This is a genomic window from Pseudomonas sp. (assembly GCF_049301935.1).
Lineage (GTDB): Bacteria > Pseudomonadota > Gammaproteobacteria > Pseudomonadales > Pseudomonadaceae > Aquipseudomonas.
In genome coordinates this window covers 73,039-90,643 of the sequence record NZ_JBAQLP010000053.1, presented here as the reverse complement: position 1 = coordinate 90,643, position 17,605 = coordinate 73,039, and the positions used below count along the sequence as shown (strand labels likewise).

General features: G+C 61.5%; 20 protein-coding genes. 6 read left to right on the top strand and 14 right to left on the bottom strand.

What is annotated here, in order from left to right:
- Positions 1–7 precede the first annotated feature (7 nt).
- A complete protein-coding gene (gene folE / locus WA145_RS07305) occupies positions 8–553 on the top strand; it encodes a GTP cyclohydrolase I FolE (protein WP_422580932.1) in 546 nt (181 codons plus the stop codon).
- Positions 554–875: 322 nt separating this feature from the next.
- Here folE and WA145_RS07300 read toward each other — a convergent pair whose 3' ends face one another.
- Positions 876–1,403 carry a glycine zipper 2TM domain-containing protein gene (locus WA145_RS07300; protein ID WP_422580931.1) on the bottom strand — a complete coding sequence of 176 codons (528 nt, stop codon included), beginning with the start codon at positions 1,401–1,403 and terminating at the stop codon, positions 876–878.
- A gap of 255 nt (positions 1,404–1,658) precedes the next feature.
- On the bottom strand, positions 1,659–1,883 hold the full coding sequence (locus WA145_RS07295) for a DUF3820 family protein (RefSeq protein WP_422580930.1): 225 nt from the start codon (positions 1,881–1,883) through the stop codon (positions 1,659–1,661).
- Positions 1,884–2,017: 134 nt separating this feature from the next.
- Here WA145_RS07295 and WA145_RS07290 point away from each other — a divergent pair, with 134 nt between their 5' ends.
- Positions 2,018–2,389: a glutaredoxin family protein gene (locus tag WA145_RS07290; RefSeq protein WP_422580929.1), complete on the top strand. Its 372-nt coding sequence runs from the start codon at positions 2,018–2,020 to the stop codon at positions 2,387–2,389.
- A 35-nt stretch (positions 2,390–2,424) separates the two neighbouring features.
- Here the strand turns inward: WA145_RS07290 and WA145_RS07285 are convergent, their stop codons facing one another.
- The 6 genes from WA145_RS07285 to WA145_RS07260 all read right to left on the bottom strand — a co-directional run bounded on the left by WA145_RS07285 (position 2,425) and on the right by WA145_RS07260 (position 7,053).
- Positions 2,425–2,745 carry a copper-binding protein gene (locus WA145_RS07285; protein ID WP_422580928.1) on the bottom strand — a complete coding sequence of 107 codons (321 nt, stop codon included), beginning with the start codon at positions 2,743–2,745 and terminating at the stop codon, positions 2,425–2,427.
- Between the two features lie 33 nt (positions 2,746–2,778).
- Positions 2,779–3,282 (bottom strand): cupredoxin domain-containing protein, encoded by a 504-nt coding sequence (locus WA145_RS07280; RefSeq protein ID WP_422580927.1) that lies wholly within the window; start codon positions 3,280–3,282, stop codon positions 2,779–2,781.
- 88 nt (positions 3,283–3,370) lie between these two features.
- The gene (locus WA145_RS07275; RefSeq protein WP_422580926.1) at positions 3,371–4,783 is read right to left on the bottom strand and encodes a multicopper oxidase family protein; all 1,413 of its coding nucleotides are present in this window, start codon (positions 4,781–4,783) and stop codon (positions 3,371–3,373) included.
- Between the two features lie 15 nt (positions 4,784–4,798).
- Positions 4,799–6,211, bottom strand: coding sequence for a TolC family protein (locus tag WA145_RS07270; protein ID WP_422580925.1), 1,413 nt, complete (start codon positions 6,209–6,211; stop codon positions 4,799–4,801).
- Entirely contained in the window at positions 6,198–6,512 is a 315-nt protein-coding gene (locus tag WA145_RS07265; protein ID WP_422580924.1) for a hypothetical protein, read from the bottom strand. The genes WA145_RS07270 and WA145_RS07265 overlap by 14 nt, the downstream gene beginning before the upstream one ends.
- Positions 6,513–6,636: 124 nt before the next feature.
- Positions 6,637–7,053, bottom strand: a complete 417-nt coding sequence (locus WA145_RS07260; protein ID WP_422580923.1) for a hypothetical protein — start codon at positions 7,051–7,053, stop codon at positions 6,637–6,639.
- A 111-nt stretch (positions 7,054–7,164) separates the two neighbouring features.
- On the opposite strand from WA145_RS07260, the gene WA145_RS07255 reads away from it, so the two are divergent.
- Complete coding sequence (locus tag WA145_RS07255; RefSeq protein WP_422580922.1) at positions 7,165–7,566, top strand: hypothetical protein; 402 nt, start codon at positions 7,165–7,167, stop codon at positions 7,564–7,566.
- Positions 7,567–7,697: 131 nt separating this feature from the next.
- On the opposite strand, the gene WA145_RS07250 is transcribed toward WA145_RS07255, so the two are convergent.
- The 4 genes from WA145_RS07250 to WA145_RS07235 all read right to left on the bottom strand — a co-directional run bounded on the left by WA145_RS07250 (position 7,698) and on the right by WA145_RS07235 (position 13,168).
- On the bottom strand, positions 7,698–8,924 hold the full coding sequence (locus WA145_RS07250; RefSeq protein WP_422580921.1) for an MFS transporter: 1,227 nt from the start codon (positions 8,922–8,924) through the stop codon (positions 7,698–7,700).
- A 406-nt stretch (positions 8,925–9,330) separates the two neighbouring features.
- The gene (locus WA145_RS07245) at positions 9,331–11,259 is read right to left on the bottom strand and encodes a UvrD-helicase domain-containing protein (protein WP_422580920.1); all 1,929 of its coding nucleotides are present in this window, start codon (positions 11,257–11,259) and stop codon (positions 9,331–9,333) included.
- Positions 11,260–11,373: 114 nt separating this feature from the next.
- Positions 11,374–11,976, bottom strand: a complete 603-nt coding sequence (locus WA145_RS07240; protein WP_422580919.1) for a glutathione S-transferase family protein — start codon at positions 11,974–11,976, stop codon at positions 11,374–11,376.
- Positions 11,977–12,010: 34 nt separating this feature from the next.
- Positions 12,011–13,168: a PLP-dependent aminotransferase family protein gene (locus WA145_RS07235; protein WP_422580918.1), complete on the bottom strand. Its 1,158-nt coding sequence runs from the start codon at positions 13,166–13,168 to the stop codon at positions 12,011–12,013.
- 110 nt (positions 13,169–13,278) lie between these two features.
- On the opposite strand from WA145_RS07235, the gene WA145_RS07230 reads away from it, so the two are divergent.
- The 3 genes from WA145_RS07230 to WA145_RS07220 all read left to right on the top strand — a co-directional run bounded on the left by WA145_RS07230 (position 13,279) and on the right by WA145_RS07220 (position 15,770).
- Complete coding sequence (locus WA145_RS07230; RefSeq protein WP_422580917.1) at positions 13,279–13,710, top strand: MarR family winged helix-turn-helix transcriptional regulator; 432 nt, start codon at positions 13,279–13,281, stop codon at positions 13,708–13,710.
- A gap of 252 nt (positions 13,711–13,962) precedes the next feature.
- Positions 13,963–14,574 carry a LysE family translocator gene (locus WA145_RS07225; RefSeq protein WP_422580960.1) on the top strand — a complete coding sequence of 204 codons (612 nt, stop codon included), beginning with the start codon at positions 13,963–13,965 and terminating at the stop codon, positions 14,572–14,574.
- Positions 14,574–15,770: a benzoate/H(+) symporter BenE family transporter gene (locus WA145_RS07220; protein WP_422580916.1), complete on the top strand. Its 1,197-nt coding sequence runs from the start codon at positions 14,574–14,576 to the stop codon at positions 15,768–15,770. Before WA145_RS07225 ends, WA145_RS07220 begins: the two co-directional genes overlap by 1 nt.
- A 145-nt stretch (positions 15,771–15,915) precedes the next feature.
- On the opposite strand, the gene WA145_RS07215 is transcribed toward WA145_RS07220, so the two are convergent.
- The gene (locus WA145_RS07215) at positions 15,916–16,992 is read right to left on the bottom strand and encodes a 3-deoxy-7-phosphoheptulonate synthase (RefSeq protein ID WP_422580915.1); all 1,077 of its coding nucleotides are present in this window, start codon (positions 16,990–16,992) and stop codon (positions 15,916–15,918) included.
- Between the two features lie 169 nt (positions 16,993–17,161).
- Positions 17,162–17,581 carry a PilZ domain-containing protein gene (locus WA145_RS07210; protein WP_422580914.1) on the bottom strand — a complete coding sequence of 140 codons (420 nt, stop codon included), beginning with the start codon at positions 17,579–17,581 and terminating at the stop codon, positions 17,162–17,164.
- Positions 17,582–17,605: the final 24 nt, after the last annotated feature.

Sequence of the window (17,605 nt, the reverse complement as noted above, 5' to 3'; positions counted from 1 at the left end):
ATTGTCCATGTCCCTGGAACAGAACTACACCGCGATCCTTGGCCAACTTGGCGAAGACGTATCCCGCGAAGGCCTGCTCGACACGCCCAAGCGCGCCGCCAAAGCCATGCAGTACCTGTGTCGCGGCTATCAGCAGAGCCTGGAAGAAGTCACCAATGGCGCGCTGTTCAGCTCCGATAACAGCGAAATGGTGCTGGTAAAAAACATCGAGCTGTATTCGCTGTGCGAGCACCACCTGCTGCCGTTTATCGGCAAGGCCCATGTCGCCTATATTCCCAGCGGCAAAGTGCTCGGCCTGTCGAAGGTCGCGCGCATCGTCGATATGTATGCACGCCGCCTGCAGATCCAGGAAAACCTCAGCCGGCAGATCGCCGAGGCCATCCAGCAGGTCACCGGCGCCCTCGGCGTGGCCGTGGTGATCGAAGCGCAGCATATGTGCATGATGATGCGCGGCGTGGAGAAGCAGAACTCCGCCATGGTCACCTCGGTGATGCTCGGCGAATTCCGCGAAAACGCTGCCACCCGCAGCGAGTTCCTCAGCCTGATCCGCTAGGATTGATTGCCACTCCATCGCAAAAGGCGTGGGCGCGCATGAAACGGCGACAAAACCTAACAGCGCTGTCAAAAAAACCGGCACTGCCCCTATGAGGCAAGTGCCGGTTTTTTGTTAGCGCCAAGATCGGCTGGCAGATTGGCGTTGCTACCTGTTGCTTTGGCTATGTACCCGTTAACTGTTGCCTGTATGGGCGTGCCCCGTTGCGCCTCAACGGAGTGCCGCCCGAGCCAGCCTACGACGGATCGCCTCGCAACACGCAAAATTGGGACAGCGCCTTCGCTTTTAACAACCCCGCAATACGCCTGCGCTCATAACGCGATCAGTAGCGCTGTATGGCGCCATTGCCAATACGAACGCGATCACCCACCCGCAGGTCGCCGGGCGATGTCAGTGTCAGCGTCTGATAGCCACGGTTATCCATGCGCACGGTAATGGCATAGGCCTCTGCGCCTTGATTACGCTTCTCCAACTGATGGCCAATGTAAGCGCCACCTGCTGTACCGACGATGGTTGCCGCCGTTTTGCCGCGACCGCCGCCGACCTGATTACCCGCCACACCACCGATCACCGCCCCTGCCAGAGTACCCAAACCGTAACCGGTACCTGCGACACCTTTGTAGCCCTGCTGAGTGACGTCAATGGACTCGACCACACCATAGCCATCGTAGATATCTCTGGCGTCTGAACTGCCTTGGTATTGCCGATCCGGGTAGGAAGTAGCGGCCGGCGGATAAGATGTGGTGGGTGGGTAAGAGCCTGGCTGAGGCGAATTCAGCGTCGTGCAGGCGCTCAGTACAAGCACAGAGACCAAGCTCAATACCGGTACTAATCGATTCGTTATGGTCATGACAATTACCTCTCGTGATGCCTGTTTCCAGGGGACTTAGATGTTTGGACCACGTTCGACGTGAAACATCTCATCCCCCTGCGATCAGGCCCTTAACCGCTGCCTGTGCGCCTGTCCGTGGCCTATCGGAGCGCTGGCAGGCTAAGGCACTACCACCTGATCGGGTCAGGTCACTAACAGGCCGTTTTTAATGCAGTATTGCCAACGCAGGTAGTTTTCAACCGCCTGCTAAGCCACTCTCGCCCACCCGTGTGCCTATGGCCGACGAGGTGCGCTGCGCAAAGGCTCAAGCAAACTGGACAAACCGTTGTGGTCGATTTCCTGCATCAAGGCCAGCAGGCGGCCAATCTCCCCTGCCGGAAAGCCCTCGCGGGCGAACCAGTTGAGATAATGCCCCGGCAGATCGGCAAGCAAACGGCCTTTATACTTGCCGAAGGGCATTTCACGGCTTACCAGCAATAACAGGTCTTCGGGTTTCATCGCGGGCTCGCCAGGATTGGGCAATCGAGCGCGAATTATGCCGTTCGGCTTAGAGCCAGGCCAACGCCGACGCCAAGTTGGAAAAACTGGGGTAAGCTGCGCGCCCGTATTTAGCTACCCAAGGTTTGCCCCGCATGATTATCAAGGCACTGCGCATCGGCCTCGGCCAGTTGATCATCTTCCTCGACTGGATCAGCCGTCCGGCCAAGCGCAAACGCACAGCCGAAGCTCAGGCTGCGGTCGAGCAAAACGCCCGCAACCTCGCGCTGTACCAGTTCCACGCCTGCCCGTTCTGCGTAAAAACCCGCCGCACCCTGCACACCCTCAATGTGCCGGTCACCCTGCGCGACGCGAAGAACGACGCCCAGGCGCGCAGCGAGCTGGAGCAACAAGGCGGCAAGATCAAGGTGCCGTGCCTGCGCATCGAAGAAAACGGCCAGAGCACCTGGCTGTACGAGTCCAAGGCGATCATTGCCTATTTGAACGAGCGCTTCGCCACGGCTTGATCAAACCATCGGGGCCGCATCACGGCCCCGACCTCCTACTGGGCGGCCTGCAACTCGGTCACCACAAACTGACTGCCCTGCTGCTGCGCAACAAAACTTACCTTGTCGCCCACTTTGAGCCCCTCGAGCTGAGCCGTCTCCTGCACCTTGAACACCATGGTCATCGGCGGCATACCCAGATTGGCCAGCGGGCCGTGGCGTAGGGTGATCTTCTGGTTGGCCGCATCGATCTTGCGTACTTCCCCCAGGCTTGTGGCCGCAGCACTGCTGGCGACAGGCGCCGCACTGTGCTGGTTGGCGAAGGCCGGACTGGCCAACAGGCAGGTCAAGGCCATAACACTCAGTAGATTTTTCATTGTCGATCCTCTAGATGGTTTGTGGGACTGCGTTTATTCGGCCAGCACACGAATGCGGCCCACCATGCCGGCCTGGTAGTGGCCAACGATCAGGCAGGCAAAATCAAAATCGCCGGCGCGGTTGAAGGTCCAGATGATCTCGCCAGTTTTGCCCGGCCCGACGTGCGCCATATAGGGCTCGTCGTGTTCCATACCGGGAAATTTGACCATCATGGCGGCATGCTTATCCAGTTCGTCCTGGGTACCCAGCACGAACTCATGCAACACCTTGCCCTGGTTGCGGTGTACGAAGCGGATGGTTTCACCCTGCTTGATCGCCAGTTGATCGGGGCTAAAACGCATCGCATCACTCATACCGATCTCGATGGTGCGGCTGACCTGCTCAGGGTCGCCGGCGATGCCCCAGGGCATCTGTTCCTTAAGCACGGCCGCGCGATGCTGCTCGGTGTGCTGCTTGCTATGGGCCAGCACTGAGCTGGCGGCAACGACGCTGGCAATACCCAGCATCACGGCGCTAAGGGTTGACGATAGATTCATGGCTCATTCCTCAAATTCAATAGATATTGCATGCGTGGTGTAGGAGCGGGCTTGCCCGCGATGCTGTCAGCCGCTCCTAGAGTTCTGTTCAATGGCCAGCATGACCGCTGGGTTTACGCACCTGTACCTCAACCGGCTGGCTGATCGGTTGCTTGAGCGGCATCGACTGCCCGCCCGCCGCGCTCGAACGTGCCGGCTTGGCCAGTTCGCCCGTATATTCGTACGCCACGCTACCGGCCGGGTGCTTAAACCAGCCAGGGTCACGGTAATCACCCACCGGCTGATCCTTGCGCACCTTGAGCACGGTAAACATGCCGCCCATTTCCACCGAGCCGAACGGACCGTCGCCGGTCATCATCGGCGCGGTATTGTCCGGCAGTGGCATCTGCATCTCGGCCATGTCGGCCATGCCACGTTCGCCCATGACCATGTAATCGGGGATCAGCTTGGCGATCTTGCGGGTCATGTCACGGTGGTCGACGCCGACCAGAGTCGGGATGTCGTGGCCCATGGCGTTCATGGTGTGGTGGCTCTTGTGGCAATGGAAGGCCCAGTCACCCTCCTCATCGGCGAGGAACTCGACCTGGCGCATCTGTCCCACCGCAATATCGGTGGTCACCTCCGGCCAGCGCGAGCCCGCAGGCGTTGGTCCGCCATCGGTGCCGGTCACCTCAAACTCGTGGCCATGCAGGTGGATCGGGTGGTTGGTCATGGTCAGGTTGCCGATACGCAGGCGCACCTTGTCGTTATGCCGCACCACCAGTGGATCGATACCGGGGAAGATGCGGCTGTTGAAGGTCCACAGGTTGAAATCGAGCATGGTCATGATCTTCGGCGTATGAGCACCGGGCTCGATATCGTAGGCATTCAGCAGAAAGCAGAAATCGCGATCCACTTCGCTGATCAGCGGATGGTGCGCCTTCGGATGGGTGACCCAGAAGCCCATCATGCCCATGGCCATCTGGGTCATCTCGTCGGCATGCGGGTGGTACATAAAGGTGCCGGGGCGACGGGCGACGAACTCGTAGACAAAGGTCTTGCCCACCGGAATGGATGGCTGGGTCAGACCCGATACGCCATCCATGCCGTTGGGCAGGCGCTGGCCATGCCAGTGGATGCTGGTGTGCTCGGGCAGCTTATTGGTGACAAAGATGCGCACCCGGTCGCCCTCCACCACCTCGATGGTCGGCCCTGGCGATTGGCCGTTATAGCCCCACAGGTGGGCCTTGTAGCCTGGCGCCAGCTCGCGCACCACCGGTTCTGCGACCAGGTGGAACTCCTTGACGCCGTTGTTCATGCGCCACGGCAGGGTCCAGCCGTTAAGCGTGACCACCGGGTTGTAGGGCCTACCGTTCTGCGGTTGCAGCGGTGGCTGGGTAGCGGCGCTGCCTTGCGAAACGGCCTCCGGCACACCGGCCAGGGATACCCGGCTGACCGCCGAAGTGGCCACGGCAGCGGTAATCGCGCTGGCACCGAGAAAGAAATCACGTCGTGAAACCATGGGAATTGTCCTTGATCAGTGCCCGGCGGGCTCATCGGTGGCGGCCATAGCCGGCGTACTGGTTGACAGGCTGGGCGCGCCCAACAGGGCCATATCCAGATCGGCCTTGGCGATCCAGAAATCACGCTGCGCCTGCAGGTAGCCATCCACCGCGAGGACCTGCTTGCGCGCATCGGCCAGCAGCTCGAAGGTGCTGATAAACATGCCGTTGTACTGCAGCAGGTTTTCCTCGGCGATGCGCGCACGCAGCGGCAGCACCTCGTCGCGGTAATGCCGGGCAATGTCATGGCTGGCCTGGTAACCCAGGTAAGCCTCACGTACCTGGGAGCGCGCGTTGATTGCAGTCGCAGCGGCGCGATTGAGGATCTGCCGGTACTGCGCCTCGGCCTTGGCCACCTTGGCCCCACTCCAGTCGAACAGCGGCAACTCGACGCTGATCTCGTAGCCGCGCTGGGTCGGCTCCTCGTTGGAGCGGTTGTTCACCACGCCCAGCTCCAGCACGTTGATAAAGCGCGTGGTCTTGCTCAGCCCCAGGTTGCTGGCCAGTCGCTCGGCATCCAGGCGCACCGCCTGGATATCCAGCCGCTGGGCCATGGCCAGGCGCTCAACCTCCGGCAACTGCTCGGCCGTGGCCGGCAACTCGGGCAGGCGCTCGGGTAGCTGGAAGTCGAGCTGCGCGCCCCACAGGCCGAGCAAGCGGGTCAACTGCTCACGGCTCTGTACCCGGGCCTGCTCGGCGCGGATCAGGTTGAGCCCGGCATCGGCATAGAAGCTCTGCTCCTGGGCCCGCTGCAGCACGCTGTAGTTGCCCACCGCCGCCAGACGCCGGGCCAACTCGGCCCCGGCCGCGGCCGAGTCCATTACCTGATGCATAAAGCCCAGACTTTCCTCGGCTGCCACCGCGCGGTACCAGGCCTTGCGGGTCTGGCTGGCCAGTTCGAACAGCGCCAGGCTGGTCTGCCGCTGCACCTGTTCGAAGCGCTTGGCTTCCATGCCCGAGGTCAGCGGCATGACCAGCAAACGCGCCAGATTGATATGCAGGCCGCGTTCGTATTCCACCTCGCTGCCTTTCTCCAACCGGCCGAAGGAAAAGCCCGGATTGGGGATACGTCCGGCCTGCACGCGCTCGGCTTCGCTGATCCCCAACTGGTCGAAACTCGCCTGCAAGTCACGGTTATTCAGCACCGCGAGCTGCACGGCGGCGTCCACCGTCAACGGCTGCGCCAGCAACTCGGCAACCCGCTCGTCCACCTGACTGCGCTGCTCAGGGGTTTTCACCCAGGTGACCTGCTGGTTCAGCTGCTGGCCGGCCTGCTCGACCTGGGTGAAACCGCCATCCTGGGTAAAGCTGGCGCAACCGCTGAGTAGCACAAGCATTGCGCACAGCCCGGCGCGGCTCGCCCCACCCCCTTGTTTAGTGATGGTCATGCTGCGACTCCATTGGCTTGGCCGGCGGCTCGGCGGATTGCTGCGAGGGCTCCTGGGTATAAGGTTCCTGAGCATAGGTACGCCAGCCACCGATACGACCGACCAAGTCATTGGCCTCACGCCAGTTGTGCAACGGTTGCTCGCTGAATCCCTGATAGGCCTTGAGCGGCGATTGGTAGTGCAGGGCCGGCGTGGCGGCCCCGGCGTCCAGCGGATCGGGTGACTCGGCCCAGGCGCCAACAGGCAGCACCAGCGACGCCAAACAGGCAAACGCCCGCCGGCGGATAAGGGGAAAACGCATCTCGAATACTCTCGCGTGCAGCGGCGCACCTGCTTAACACAGACGCACACCGGCTAATGAGCTCAAGCGCGTCACGCAGGCCCTGGGCAGCAACTGCCGCAGGCACAGCAACGCGCGGTTTGGCTTAGGCGAGAAACAGGCGTGGGGGTCTTTCGGGGGTTTCAGCGATAAAGCCGACAAACTGCGCCAATCGCGCCAGGGACGGCTCGACCGCTTGCAGTGGAGAGTGGCTGGCCAACACAGTGCTCAGGGCCACCGCGCCGACGCAAAAAGCACAAAGGCTGCACAGGCTGTTATCGGCAGCGGGAGCAGCATTGCTGGAGGTATCGCTGGCGTGATGTTCGCCATGCACAGAGGCCTCAGTAGCCTGAGCCATGACCATGGCACCCGGATGATGTGCTGCCATGTGCGCATCAACCTGGGTCAGCGCCCCGCTCTGCTGGGTGACCGCGCATAGCTGCATGCTGATGGCCGCCATGCTCTGCGCCGGGAGGGCGAGCATTAGCATCCAGATCAGGGCAGTACGCAGGGTTTTATGCATGGCGCGGGGTTTGCTTCGACGCAGACGATGGGCGGATTATCCACCTATTAAGCCATTTGTCCATGCCTGAGCATGGGCAAAGGCCCCCACAGCTGGCTATGATCGGAGCCCATGACCAACACCCCAGCCTTGCGTCAACCCTGCCCACCCGGCGTCTGCGATTGCGGGCGCGAGCAGCTGCTGCAGCAAGCAAACAGCGATCTACGCATCCTGCTGCTCACCCGCACCGAGGAAAAGCGCTTGCTGGAGCGGCTGGAAAACCTTGAGAGCCTGGCGGATCTGCAGAACCTGCAGCGGCGCCTCTATGAACAACTCGGTGTGCGCCTCGCCGTCGCCCCAGGCTTTAATGAAGTGCGCAGCATGCGCGGCCTCGCCATTCAGATCGATGAACTGCCGGGACTGTGCCGCAAGACCCGCCAAGCCATCCCCACCGCCATCCGCCGCGGCCTGGCGAAACGTCCGGAAATTGCCTATGAGCTGCTTAACGCCCATGACCTGTTTCGGGATGTTTAAGGGCTGATGTGAAGGCAGTGGCCAAGAGCCGCCATCAGTAGCGCAGACAAGGCTGGCAGGCGGCGTCTAAGCGTCCGCGCAGGGCACCGGCTCAGCTAATGTGCAGTGCTGCAACCGTTATCTCTAGCCTGCTAGGAACTAAGGGTGAGGCCAGCAGGAATAGCTGCCGGGGCTTCTCTGGGCAGTTTTAATGTCAGCACTATTAGCAACACGCCAACTCCGCTGATGGCGGCATACACCCCGGCAAAGCTGCCGCTATGATTGGCCAAAAGCCCCGCACCATAGTTGCCCAGCATGCCGCCAGTGCCTTGCATGACGTTGGCAACACCAAAGATGGAAACGGCCATGGCGCTGGACGATGCCAGCTTGGAAACGTAAGCGGGGATCAGGCCGAAGATGGGGTAGAAGGCCGTAGAGAACAACACTGCGGCGACCAGGGGCCAATAACCCGCGGGATGTATCACGAATATCAGCGCCGCCAGCACCACGCAGCCATACACCAGAAGCATCGCGGCGCGTAGCCCGGTCCGGTCTGAGAGCCAGCCAATTACAAGCCCCGCGAACATGCCGACGAAACCGATCACCGCCCAGACCTGGGCACTGTACTGCACGCCAAAGCCCAGCTCGGTGCGTAGATAAGACGAGAGGTAGGTCTGGAACGGAAAAGTAGCGAACCCTATCCAGAAATTCATCGACCAGATCAGTAATACCCAGGGTCTTATGAGTTCCATGCGCAAGCTGGGCAAGGCCACCTCGGCAGTCACTGGCGCGTCGGTTTGCGGCACGGCTTGGCCGATCAGGCCGCCCTTCTTGAACACCGCAAACACCAGCACAGTCATCACGACGGTTAGCAGCCCCACCAACCACCAGATACTGCGCCACTCCCCTTGTGCGGCATAAATGGGCACCAGCAGGCTGTTAATCACCACGCCATAGCTGGTCCCGCTGGATACCAGCCCCATGGCCAAACCGCGATAGCGGTAGGCGACCACCCGAGCAATGACATCGACCATCGGGACAAAGACAGTCGCCGCAGTGCCTGCCAGCAGGGTCAGCAATACGCCTATCACAACGATGTTTTTCGATAACGGAATCAGCAGCAACGCCAATGCACACAGCGCCCCCGACGCCACTATCATCCAGCCACCGCCGATCTTCGGGGTCAACCAGACCGCCAGCAGTGCGCAGAGTAGAAAGCCCAGTTGCGCCGAAGCGGTGATAGTGCCCACGTAGGAAAAATCGAAACCCAGGGATGCCTGCATATCGGGTACGAGCTGGGCGAACAGATAAATCCCAAAGCCATAGGTCGCTGCCACCAGACTGGTCAGCAGCACGACAATCGCAGCATTTAAACGCATGGTGACACCCTATTGGCTGCCGCAATTGCCAGCAGCGAGTCAGGACATGGGCTACAAAATCACGTCGTAATTCTCACGCTGCTCACCAGAGCGGCACTGGAGCTCTAAGCGTGCGGCCATTTTTGAGTTGCAGTGCAGAACCTGCCTTGACTCACGCAACGTCGGCGCAGCTGGTTTGCAACACTACTGCGGCCTCACTCTACTGAGCGGGCAATTCGGCAGACCGATAAAAACGCCCTCCACATGCTCCATAGCGCCATGCTGCATGCCTACTTTGCGCACCGGGTCCTCTGCGTTAAACCCACAACCTGGGGAAGCAGCGGACGCTGATGCAAACCTGAAGGTCGCTCTTGGGGTCTTGAGCAGCAGCCATAATCAACAATGCGGGGGCGGCCACCCCAAGCCGCTACCGCGCCGCCAACACCTGCGTTGCACCCTGGGTGTTCTGGCAGTACCAGAACACCCGGCTGACGCCACGGGTGACGGCCACGTAGGCCAGGCGCAGGCTTTCATCCTGCATGGCCTGGTCGTAGCTGTTGTTGAAGAAACCCGAGTAGGCGTAAAGCGCATTGCGCAGCGGGTGCGGCTCGGGCGGCAGGCAGTCGTCGAGGATAATCGCCACTTCGGCCTGCAGGCCCTTGGCGCGGTGGATGGTGTAGGCCTTGACCGGCAGCGTCTTGTCCAGTTGCGCGGTGATGGCCTGCAGCGGCTCGTTGCGTCGACTGAGCAGCAGCACTGCGGTGCGCTCACAGCTGTTGCGCCCGGCCGCATAGGCGCATTGTTCGCTGATCTGCTTAAGCAGCTCCGGCAGGCGCACCTTGCTGTCGAAACGCTGAATCAGGCGCACGCCGTGATCCCCCGGCTGGGTGGCCTTGATCGCCTGGCTGGCTTTCGCCTGCTTGTGCTGCACGCCGCCCAGCAGCGCTTCGGCGTCACGGATAATCGGTTCAATCGAGCGGTAGTTGTTGGCCAGGCACAGCACGGCGCTACGCTTGGCCCGTCCTTTACCCGCGAAGTGCCGATCGAAGTCGATAAACAGCTCAGGCGAGCTGCCGCGCCAACCGTAGATCGACTGCCAGTCGTCACCAATCGCCATCAGGCTGACCGTTGTACCCTGCTCCGCCAACGTACGCTGCACGGCCTGCAACCACTGGACGATCTGCGGCGAGATGTCCTGAAATTCGTCGATCAGCAGATGGCTAAATGGCGCCAGTAACTGCGCCGGAACGCTCTGCTCGCCAGCATTCAGCCGCGCCGTCAGCTGGGCAAAGGCCGCGTTGAAGGTCATCACGCCCTGCTCCTGCTGGCAGCGCTCGAAGTACGGCCAGAACAGCAGCAGAGCCTCAGCGAACTCACGCACAGTTATCGGACCGCTCAGGACCTGGGGCTGCAGGGCCGCAACAGTGATGCCGATACTTTCGGCAAACCCAGCCTGGGCGTAAAACGCCTCATACAGCGGCGCAGCGCCGAACTCACCCGCCAGCTTGTAGGCATCCAGTGGCGCCTTGGGCAGGCGCTTGCCCGTATCGGAAGGCGGCGGCAACTGCAGCAGTGCATGCACCTTCTGACGAAATACCGGCTGCTCGGCATAGCACTGCTGATAGGCCTGTTTAAGCAGGCGCTGCTGGGCCGGACGCAACCGTCCGGCGCTTAGCGGGTTATCCAGTTCGCGGCTCGCCGCCTGCGGGTCATCCAGTTGCTCGAACCAGCGCGGATTGTTCAGCAGGCTCTTGGCCACGTTGCCCATGGCCGAGTGGAAGGTGCGCACAGACTGGCGCGCCCGGGCGGCATCGAAGGGGTAGTTGAAAAAACCCAGCACCTTGCCCAGCTGCTCGCGCAGCTCGGCGCAGGAGGCATTGGTAAAGGAAATCACCGTCAGCTGCTCGGGCTTGATGCCCAGATGGCAGAGCATAAACACCACCCGCAGCACCAGCGTGGTGGATTTGCCCGAACCGGCCCCGGCAAAGATGCGCGTCAGCGGGTGATTGCTAAGAATCATCGCCCACTGCTCATCCGATGGTGGGCTAAGCAAACCGGCCGTTACCGCCCGCGCCACCTGCTCGCGCATGGCCTGGCTCTGCGTAGCCTCGAGCGCCAACATGGCCGGCCCGTAAATGCCCTGAGTGCGGGGGTTACTGACTGCGCGACGCGGTTTAGCAGGCAGCTTCGCGCCAGCAGCTGGGCCCTTGGCCGCCGCTTTCTTGGCCCGTGGCACAGGCTTTTTTAGCGACGCAGCGGCTTCACGTTCGGCGCGCAGATAGGCCGTGGTATGGGGAAAGTAGCGCGCCAGTGCAGCGGCAAGACGCCGCTTATAGCGCTGAACAGCAGATGGCATTCGCGACCCAGCCTGAAGATAGATCGTTGAATGATAAGTGCATTTTACGGCGAGCTGGCGACTGAGCAGTGAGAAAGCGCAACGCCTCTCACCGCTCAGTTGAACCGGCGGCTGTCAGTCGAGCATGCCAACATAGCGCGGGTGGCTGGCGACCCGATCCAGCCAGATGCGGATGGCCGGGTACGGCGCCAAGTCAAAGCCACCTTCATCGGCCACATGGGTGTAGGCGTACAGGGCGATATCGGCAATCGAGAAGTTGTCCCCGACCAGATAAGGCGTGCGCTGCAACTGCTTCTCCATCACCTTGAGCGCCTTGTGCCCGCGCACATGGCATTCCTCATATTCCGCCCGGCGCGCTTCAGGCAGGCCCTGGTACAGCTGGATAAAGCGCGCCACCGCCACATAGGGCTCGTGGCTGTATTGCTCGAAAAACTGCCACTGCAGCACCTGGGTGCGCAGGCGCGGTTCGCTGGGCAAAAATGCGCTGCCATCGGCGAGGAAGTTGAGGATGGCATTGGACTCCCACAGGCAGGTGCCGTCTTCCAGCTCCAGCACCGGAATCTTGCCGTTGGGGTTCTTGGCCAGAAAGGCGTCGCTCTGGGTCTCGCCCTTGAGGATATCGATCGGTATCCACTCATAGGGCTGATCCAGCAGGTGCAGCATCAGCTTGACCTTGTAGCAGTTGCCCGAGCGGTAATCGCCATAAACCTTGTACATATCGCTCTCCTCCTAACCTGCTTGAACGCGTGGACTAGCTTGCCTGCGCCTGACGAATCACCGCGGCCAGACGCTTGAGGCCTTCGCCCAGGCGCTCCGGCGCGACGTGGCTAAAGTTAAGGCGCAAATGGCCAGGGTTGGCGTCTGGATCGATAAAGAACGGTTCGCCCGGCATAAACGCCACGTTCTGCGCCAGCGCCGGAGCCAACAAGCTGCGGGTATCCAGCGGCTGCTTGAGGGTCAACCAGAAGAACAGCCCGCCCTGAGGAATCTGCCAATCGGCCAGGTCGCTGAAATGCTCTTCGAGCACCGCCTGCATGGCATCGCGGCGGATGCGGTAGAAGTCACGCAGCTCAGCCAGGTGGCCGCGGTATTTCTCGCTGCCCAGCCATTGCAGCGCCTGCCACTGGCCGATGCGGTTGGTGTGCAAGTCCGCCGACTGCTTGAGGCGCAGCAGATAGGGGAACAGATCCGGGGTGGCGATCAGGTAGCCGACACGCAGGCCCGGCAGCAGGGTTTTCGACACCGTGCCGGTGTAGATCCAGCTGGCCTTCTGCAGGCGGCTGACAATCGGCGTAGCGCTGCCGTCATCGAACACCAGCTCACGGTAAGGCTCATCCTCGATCAGGGTCACGCCGAACTCATCCAGCAGCGCCGCCACCGCGTCGCGTTTGGCTTCGCTGTAACGCACCGCCGACGGGTTCTGGAAGGTCGGAATCAGGTAGGCGAAGGCCGGTTTGTGGTTCTGCAGACGCTGGCGCAGGGCATCGATCTGCGGGCCATCGGCTTCCTGCGGTACGGCGATGCAATCGGCGCCGAACAGCTGGAAGGCCTGCAGCGCCGCCAGGTAGGTCGGCGCTTCGAGCAGCACTTCGGTGCCCGGGTCGATAAACAGCTTGCTGGCCAGATCCAGGGTCTGCTGCGAGCCGCTGACAATCAGCACCTGACTGGCCTCACAGGGCACACCCAGGGCACGGGCTTCGGCGGCAATCGCCTCGCGCAGCGCCGGCTCGCCTTCGCTCATACCGTACTGGCCCATACTGGCCGGCATCTCGGCCCACTCGACCTTGGGCAGCATGGGTTCGGCGGGCAGACCGCCAGCGAAGGACATGACTTCCGGACGCTGCGCGGCGGCGAGGATTTCACGGATCAGGGAGCTTTTCAGACGGGCAACACGTTCGGAGAAGGCCATGGATACACCGGTAGCAAAGGCAAATAAAAATAGGTCAAACTGTTTGACCAAAACTCTGGTTGACAGAAACTACGACGACCACCGCAGATACGTCAATAGGCTTGACCTTAATGCTTGATTTCAAGAGCACCGCCACCCAGCAAACCGCCATGGAAGCGTTCTTCTTTGGCTACCAGGCGTTTACCGCCAAAGCCGATGAGATACTCGCACGCCGTGGCCTGTCGCGGGTGCACCACCGTATTCTGTTCTTTATCGCCAAGTACCCCGGCCTGAGCATGAAAGAGCTGCTCGCCTACCTGGGGGTGAGCAAGCAGGCGCTGAATACCCCCCTGCGCCAGTTGCTGGAAATGGACCTGGTGCAAAGCCTGGCCGCCGAAGACGACAAGCGCAAACGCCTGCTCGGCTTTACCGCCGAAGGCGCCAAGCTGGAACAAGCACTACGCCGCGAGCAGGCCAGGTTGCTACAGCGAGCCTTCGGCGAAGCGGGTGACGACGCGGTGCAGGGCTGGCTCAAGGTCAACCAGGCGTTAGCCGGGCGCTAAAGGCCGTCGATTATCTCTTGGTAGGAGCCAGCTTGCTGGCGATGCTTTTGCAGGAACCGATCGCCAGCAAGCTGGCTCCTACAGGTTCTTGGCATGACAGATATCCCGACTGTAATACCGGCCCGATAAAACTGTACCGGTATTTTGCAAATGCACTTTAAAACTGTACCGCCCATTGCCTGCATCGCTGTACCGCGACGGACCGCCCCTTGCCTCTTAGGCTGAGCAGCACTATCCATGAGTGCCGCCGCCATGACCTTTGAGCTGCTGATCGCCTTTATCGCCTTTGCTTTCGTCACCTCGGTAACCCCGGGGCCGAACAATATGATGCTGCTGGCCAGCGGGGTGAACTTCGGCCTGCGCCGCAGCCTGCCGCATATGTTCGGCATCAGCCTGGGCTTTATGCTGCTGGTGGCGTCGGTTGGCCTCGGCCTGGGTCAGTTATTCGAGCAAGTGCCGCTGCTCTACAGCCTGCTGCGCTACCTGGGCGCCGCCTACCTGCTGTACCTGGCCTGGAAAATCGCCCATGCCGGCGCGCCAGAACAGGGCAAGCAGGCCGCAAGCAAGCCCTTTACCTTTCTGCAGGCGGCGGCCTTTCAGTGGGTCAACCCGAAGGCCTGGATCATGGCCATTGGCGCCATCACCACCTATACACCCCAGGAGAATTTCGTGGTCAATGTGCTGCTGATCGCGGCGCTCTTTGCCCTGGTCAACTGCCCCAGCGTCGGCCTGTGGACCATTGCCGGCAGCCTGCTGCGCAACTGGTTGAGCAACGCCCGCGCCCTGCGGCTGTTTAATATCGGCATGGCCCTGCTGCTGGTGGCCTCGCTCTACCCCATCTTCGCCGATACTGGACTGCTCTGATGCACGACCTGTCTCAACCGCGTTTACGGCCACTGGCAGATACCTCCACCTCGGCGGTAGTGGCCGGTTTTATCGCCATGCTCACCGGCTATACCAGTTCCCTGGTGCTGATGTTCCAGGCCGGCCAGGCCGCCGGCCTGAGCAGCGGGCAGATTTCCTCGTGGATCTGGGCGCTGTCGATTGGCATGGCGCTCTGCTGCATTGGCCTGTCGCTGCGCTACCGTGCGCCGATCATGATCGCCTGGTCCACCCCCGGCGCAGCGCTGCTGATCACCAGCCTGCCTGGGGTGCCCTACGGCGAGGCGATTGGGGCTTATATCTTCGCCTCCGGACTGATTGTGCTGATCGGCCTGACCGGCACCTTCGACCGCCTGATGCGCCGTATCCCCGGCTCGATTGCGGCGGCGCTGCTGGCAGGCGTGCTGTTCAAGATCGGCCTGGAAATCTGCGTGGCTGCCGAGCAGCAACCGCTGTTGGTGGTGGCCATGCTGCTGGCCTATCTGCTGGGCAAACGCCTGCAGCCACGTTACGCGGTACTGGCCGCCTTGATCGTCGGCAGCGTGCTGGCCGGGCTCTTCGGCCTGCTCAACTTCGAACACTTCGAGCTGCAACTGGCGGTACCGGAATGGACCACGCCGAGCTTCTCCCTCGCCGCGGCGATCAGCATCGGCATCCCGCTGTTTATCGTCGCCATGGCCTCGCAGAACCTGCCGGGCATGGCCGTGCTTCGCGCCAATGGCTATGACGTGCCGGCCAGCCCGCTGTTGACCACGAGCGGCCTAGCCTCGATGCTGCTGGCCCCCTTCGGCAGCCACGGCATCCATATGGCCGCCATCAGCGCGGCGATTTGCGCCGGCCCCGAGGCCCATGAAGATCCGCGCAAGCGCTACACCGCGGCCATCTGGTGCGGGCTGTTCTACGGCATCGCCGGGATCTTTGGCGCCACCCTGGCCGCGCTGTTTGCCGCTTTGCCGAAAGCGCTGATCCTGTCCATCGCCGCCCTGGCCCTGTTCGCCTCGATCATCGGCGGCCTGACCCAGGCCATGAGCGAACCCAATGAGCGTGAAGCAGCGCTGATCACCTTTCTGGTCACCGCCTCGGGCATGACCCTGTTCTCGGTGGGCTCGGCGTTCTGGGGGATTGTGGCGGGGCTGCTGACCCTGGCAATTCTCAACTGGGGTAAGCGGGACGCTTGAGTGATGGGTATCGCTGCGCTCAACCCATCCTACGGGCTGGCGCACGCAGCGCACCCTACGCGAAAAATTCGCTCGCCTCGCTGGGCGCACATAAAAAACGGGCTTATGCATACGCATAAGCCCGTTTTTCTTACAGCCGCCGCAATCAGCCGCGCTGACGCTTAGGCAGCACATCCTTGAGCTTGGCGTGCATGCCGCGCAGGGTTTTTTCGGTGCTGTCCCAGTCGATGCAGGCATCGGTGATGGACACGCCGTACTTGAGCTGGCTGAGGTCCTTGGGAATCGACTGGTTGCCCCAGCCCAGGTGGCTTTCCACCATCAGGCCGACGATCGACTGGTTGCCTTCCAAAATCTGGTTGGCGACGTTGTCCATCACCAGCGGTTGCAGCGCCGGGTCCTTGTTGGAGTTGGCGTGGCTGCAGTCGACCATGATGTTCGGACGGATGCCGGCTTTGGTCAGTTCCTGCTCACAAACGGCAACGCTGACCGAATCGTAGTTCGGCTTACCGTTACCACCGCGCAGCACCACGTGACCGTAGGCATTACCCTTGGTGGTGACGATGGATACGCCACCTTCCTGGTTGATGCCGAGGAAACGGTGTGGGCTGGAGACCGACTGCAGGGCGTTGATCGCCACCGTCAGGCCACCATCGGTGCCATTTTTAAAGCCCACGGCCGAGGACAGACCTGAGGCCATTTCACGGTGGGTCTGCGATTCGGTGGTGCGCGCGCCAATGGCCGACCAGCTGATCAGGTCCTGCAGGTACTGCGGGGAGATCGGGTCGAGGGCTTCGGTGGCAGTCGGCAGGCCCATTTCAGCCAGGTCACGCAGCAACTGGCGACCGATATGCAGGCCATCCTGAATCTTGAACGAGTCGTCCATAAAGGGATCGTTGATCAGGCCTTTCCAGCCGACCGTGGTACGCGGCTTCTCGAAATACACCCGCATAACCAGATACAGGCTGTCCGAGACCTCGGCAGCCAGCGCCTTGAGGCGTTCGGCATACTCATGGGCGGCCTTGATATCGTGGATCGAGCACGGCCCAACCACCACGAACAGGCGATGATCCTTGCCATCGAGAATATTGCGGATCACCTCACGACCGCTGGCAACCGTACGCAACGCAGCATCGGTCAGCGGAATTTCACGCTTGAGCTGTGCCGGGGTTATCAGGGTGTCGTTGGAGGCAACGTTCAGGTCATCAATCGGTAAATCAGCCATCGTGCTATTCATCAGTCAGAGTCATCAGGTCACGGGTGCCGGCCGCCAGCGCTCCCCGTGTGGCGGAGCACAGCAATATGAGCACAGCGGGGATGCCGAACCTTAGCGCGTAAAGGCCTGGCTCGACAATGGGCTTGGCGGCTTAAGCCGCGCCGATTGGACGATTCGACTAATTCAGGCTGGCGCGGGAAAACTCGGCGGCGTGCTGGCTGATCCACTCCTGCGCCACCACCTCAACCGACAGGCTGCAGCCCAGTTCCTGCTCGCGCTGGTGGCGATAATGCTCGATCTGGCAGACCTGCTCGACCATGCGCGCGCGAAACAGCGTGTCCTCATCGACAAAGGCGATACCCACCAGGTACTTGCCTTCCTGCTTGCGACACCAGGCTACCAGGCCGGGGTAACGCGCATGCTCGCCGAACAGAGGGATACGCATTTCAATGGCCGTGCCACGGCGAAAAGCGCGATTGGAGTTGCACGCCACACCGCCGAGGCTGATATTGTTGAGCCGCTCTTTGGGGACAAATGCCTGCTTGCGCACAACAAGCTCAACTGGCATATCACTGGGATGACGCAGAAAGTGACGCATCTATAACTACCTCGGATGCCATCA

Excerpts from the sequence above, each read along its gene's own strand:
- WA145_RS07285 (WP_422580928.1), bottom strand. The coding sequence starts at position 2,745 with ATGAAAAATCTACTGAGTGTTATGGCCTTGACCTGCCTGTTGGCCAGT.
- WA145_RS07290 (WP_422580929.1), top strand. The coding sequence starts at position 2,018 with ATGATTATCAAGGCACTGCGCATCGGCCTCGGCCAGTTGATCATCTTC.
- WA145_RS07245 (WP_422580920.1), bottom strand. The coding sequence starts at position 11,259 with ATGCCATCTGCTGTTCAGCGCTATAAGCGGCGTCTTGCCGCTGCACTG.
- WA145_RS07220 (WP_422580916.1), top strand. The coding sequence starts at position 14,574 with ATGCACGACCTGTCTCAACCGCGTTTACGGCCACTGGCAGATACCTCC.
- WA145_RS07260 (WP_422580923.1), bottom strand. The coding sequence starts at position 7,053 with ATGCATAAAACCCTGCGTACTGCCCTGATCTGGATGCTAATGCTCGCC.
- WA145_RS07270 (WP_422580925.1), bottom strand. The coding sequence starts at position 6,211 with ATGACCATCACTAAACAAGGGGGTGGGGCGAGCCGCGCCGGGCTGTGC.
- WA145_RS07275 (WP_422580926.1), bottom strand. The coding sequence starts at position 4,783 with ATGGTTTCACGACGTGATTTCTTTCTCGGTGCCAGCGCGATTACCGCT.
- WA145_RS07240 (WP_422580919.1), bottom strand. The coding sequence starts at position 11,976 with ATGTACAAGGTTTATGGCGATTACCGCTCGGGCAACTGCTACAAGGTC.
- WA145_RS07225 (WP_422580960.1), top strand. The coding sequence starts at position 13,963 with ATGACCTTTGAGCTGCTGATCGCCTTTATCGCCTTTGCTTTCGTCACC.
- WA145_RS07235 (WP_422580918.1), bottom strand. The coding sequence starts at position 13,168 with ATGGCCTTCTCCGAACGTGTTGCCCGTCTGAAAAGCTCCCTGATCCGT.
- WA145_RS07230 (WP_422580917.1), top strand. The coding sequence starts at position 13,279 with ATGCTTGATTTCAAGAGCACCGCCACCCAGCAAACCGCCATGGAAGCG.
- folE (WP_422580932.1), top strand. The coding sequence starts at position 8 with ATGTCCCTGGAACAGAACTACACCGCGATCCTTGGCCAACTTGGCGAA.
- WA145_RS07250 (WP_422580921.1), bottom strand. The coding sequence starts at position 8,924 with ATGCGTTTAAATGCTGCGATTGTCGTGCTGCTGACCAGTCTGGTGGCA.
- WA145_RS07300 (WP_422580931.1), bottom strand. The coding sequence starts at position 1,403 with ATGACCATAACGAATCGATTAGTACCGGTATTGAGCTTGGTCTCTGTG.
- WA145_RS07295 (WP_422580930.1), bottom strand. The coding sequence starts at position 1,883 with ATGAAACCCGAAGACCTGTTATTGCTGGTAAGCCGTGAAATGCCCTTC.
- WA145_RS07215 (WP_422580915.1), bottom strand. The coding sequence starts at position 16,992 with ATGGCTGATTTACCGATTGATGACCTGAACGTTGCCTCCAACGACACC.
- WA145_RS07265 (WP_422580924.1), bottom strand. The coding sequence starts at position 6,512 with ATGCGTTTTCCCCTTATCCGCCGGCGGGCGTTTGCCTGTTTGGCGTCG.
- WA145_RS07255 (WP_422580922.1), top strand. The coding sequence starts at position 7,165 with ATGACCAACACCCCAGCCTTGCGTCAACCCTGCCCACCCGGCGTCTGC.
- WA145_RS07210 (WP_422580914.1), bottom strand. The coding sequence starts at position 17,581 with ATGCGTCACTTTCTGCGTCATCCCAGTGATATGCCAGTTGAGCTTGTT.
- WA145_RS07280 (WP_422580927.1), bottom strand. The coding sequence starts at position 3,282 with ATGAATCTATCGTCAACCCTTAGCGCCGTGATGCTGGGTATTGCCAGC.